The organism is Limosilactobacillus ingluviei DSM 15946, assembly GCF_001435775.1.
GTDB classification, from domain to species: domain Bacteria; phylum Bacillota; class Bacilli; order Lactobacillales; family Lactobacillaceae; genus Limosilactobacillus; species Limosilactobacillus ingluviei.
Genome location: NZ_AZFK01000085.1, coordinates 1 through 2,721, shown reverse-complemented (window position 1 = coordinate 2,721; position 2,721 = coordinate 1). Strand labels below are relative to the sequence as shown.

1 protein-coding gene, 1 tRNA gene and 2 pseudogenes are annotated in these 2,721 nt (G+C 43.8%); 3 read left to right on the top strand and 1 reads right to left on the bottom strand.

Features of this window, described 5'->3' with window-relative positions:
* Nucleotides 1-106: 106 nt before the first annotated feature.
* The 3 genes and pseudogenes from FC43_RS09450 to FC43_RS11460 all read left to right on the top strand — a co-directional run.
* Nucleotides 107-179 (top strand) — tRNA-Thr (locus tag FC43_RS09450).
* 713 nt (nucleotides 180-892) lie between these two features.
* Complete coding sequence (gene bsh, locus FC43_RS09445) at nucleotides 893-1,876, top strand: choloylglycine hydrolase (protein WP_056955493.1); 984 nt, start codon at nucleotides 893-895, stop codon at nucleotides 1,874-1,876.
* A 263-nt stretch (nucleotides 1,877-2,139) separates the two neighbouring features.
* A pseudogene (locus tag FC43_RS11460) lies at nucleotides 2,140-2,262 on the top strand (transposase); the annotation flags it as partial.
* 38 nt (nucleotides 2,263-2,300) lie between these two features.
* Here the strand turns inward: FC43_RS11460 and FC43_RS09440 are convergent.
* Nucleotides 2,301-2,666 (bottom strand): annotated as a pseudogene (locus tag FC43_RS09440) (transposase); the annotation flags it as partial.
* Nucleotides 2,667-2,721: the final 55 nt, after the last annotated feature.

Here is a 2,721-nt window from a genome sequence, read left to right as displayed (position 1 = left end):
CGCGCCGAAAGTAGTTGGGGGATCGCTCCCTGCGAGGATAGGGCGTCGCCACGCGAGTTGAGTACGGATGTCCGTACTCTTTTTTTATAGCGGTTCGCCGCTATATGCTGACTTAGCTCAGTTGGCAGAGCAACGCACTAGTAATGCGTAGGTCGGAGGTTCGAATCCTCTAGTCAGCATAGTTAAAACTTACAAAGTTTATTAGTCTTTGATATATCAACGTTTTGCGAAGATGTATCAAGGACTGTTTTTGTTTATTTCAGAATATCATGCACACGATTTGCACACAGAAAAAAACGTGTGCATGGGCTTGCATCGAGGGATGGCCATATACACTGATATGATGGGCTTTGTGCCCATTTTTTTTGTGTGCAAATTATCGATTTAACCTTATGGTATGTCGGATATTTAAAAAAGCATATTTACCGGATAATTTCAAAGCTGCCTTTGTTATGATGGCCATGGATGGTGAATACATTATCTATTGGCAGTTTGAATTCCCGGCCACTTAAATGTCTTAATTGGCATACACCAATCGAGGTCTTCTTGCTTAACCTACGTCACTAAATTCGTTCAAGTTATTTCTTGCAATCTGCCATTTAAATTTGAATCAGTTAAGAGATTGAAGATTAAATGAAAAACTTTTTGAGAAAAGGCAACAAAGTCCAATGACCTAACTGATGAAACCAGCTACAATTACCGGGGTGAACCCCGTAATCGCGGCTAGTTTTTTAGCTGGGCGCTATGCCCCGTTGACGAGCAAGAGATGAACTAAGCCGCCGTAGGTGCCTGTCATCCCAATTCCGTCTGTCACTTTTGAGCATTAAATGCTATACTAGCCTTGGATTTTAAGTTGTACCTAAGTCTGTGTTTAAGAAAGGAAGTCTAATTCATGTGTACAGCAGTTAATTTCCAAACCGGTTCCCACCACTTCTTTGGCCGCAACCTGGACCTAGAAATTTCGTATGGTGAACAAGTTGTTGTCACCCCCCGGAACTACCCGTTTCATTTTCGGCAAGTTGCTCCGTTGACGCACCACTACGCTCTTATTGGCATGGGGATTGTTGTCGATGATTACCCCCTTTACTTTGATGCCACCAATGAAAAGGGGCTGTCTATGGCTGGTCTGAACTATCCTGACAATGCCGATTACAAGGCTTTGGCCACGGATAAGGCTAACGTGACTCCCTTTGAGTTTATCCCGTGGGTATTAGGACAAGCTGCTTCCATTGCCGAAGCCAAACAATTGTTGACCAAGCTTAATTTAGTCAAAATTAATTTCAGTGATGATTTACCATTGTCACCCCTCCACTGGTTGATTGGTGACACCCACAGCGCTACCAGTTTAGTAGTTGAATGTGACAAAGATGGTCTCCACGTTTATGACAACCCGGTCGGAGTATTGACTAACAACCCTTCCTTTGATAAACAGCTGTTTAACCTGAACAACTACCGGTCAGTTAGCCCGCGGGTGCAAGAAAACAGCTTCCAACCTGCGACAGCCTTAAATGATTACAGTCGGGGACTAGGTTCGCATTTCCTTCCTGGCGGGATGGATTCGATGTCACGGTTTGTTAAGGTGGCTTTTACCAAGCTCAACGCCCCGCACAGCGCTACTCCTTTGGAACAGGTAACGGACTTCTTCCACATCCTCCATTCGGTGGAACAGCCCAAGAATCTGGATGAAGTGGCCCCCAACCAGTTTGAATACACCATTTATTCTTCCTGCGTTGATGCTGACCAAGGTATTTATTATTACACGACCTACACTAACAACCAAATCAATGCCGTTAAGCTGCATAACGTTGATTTAGACCAAGCTAAGCTGACGACCTACGCCTTGGCGGATCAGCAAACGGTTAACTACCAAAATTAAGACGGTAAGCGCCCCCGATTAAGGACAACTGACAGTTTGATTGAGGACTAGCGGACCGTGGGGACGCCAAAGGGTCACTCCAACACATGACTTGAATCATGGGGTGGAGTGACCCGCTTTTATTGATAAACCAGTTTTAAACTGGCCTGTTAATTTTCTGAAAAGGGGCAAGGAAACATGTTCTTTTAAGGACGTGATGAATGGCCCTAATTTTGTGTCCTTTAGGACACATGGATAGATAAATATATAATATAATTATTGGTATGAAAGATACAAATAGACTCACATATGGAAGAACTTCTGTATATAACTTAAATTACCATATTATTTGGGGAACTAAATACCGTAACAAAGTCTTGCAAGGAGAGAGTGTGTCAAGAATGTTGTGTAAAAAAGGAAACTTCGCCCGCATGAATTGGCAATTCTAAAACATCGAATCAAGCGTGTCGTGACAGTCCTTGAATCCCCGATGTGCTCGATTCTCAAATTTATCGTTGTACTCCATCACTTGCGTCATGATAAAGCGATCGAGGGCTCCTTCGTTTGGGAACTGCTCTTTACGTCGGACCATCTTCTTCAGGCTCTTATTGAACGACTCAATTAGGTTCGTCGAGTAGATGGTCTGACGGATCGCAGTTGGAAAACTGAAGAACGTGAATAGCTCCTCCATTTGGACTAGATTCTTGATTCGACGCTTATAACGGGACTCCCACTTAGCACTGAAAGCCGCCAATCGTTCTTTGGCGGCTTGTAGGTTCTCTGCTTGCCGAATAGCCTTAAAGTCGGTGATCGTACAATACCCTTAGAGGTTGACACTTTTAAAAATGAAAGTGTTGCCTTTGGGG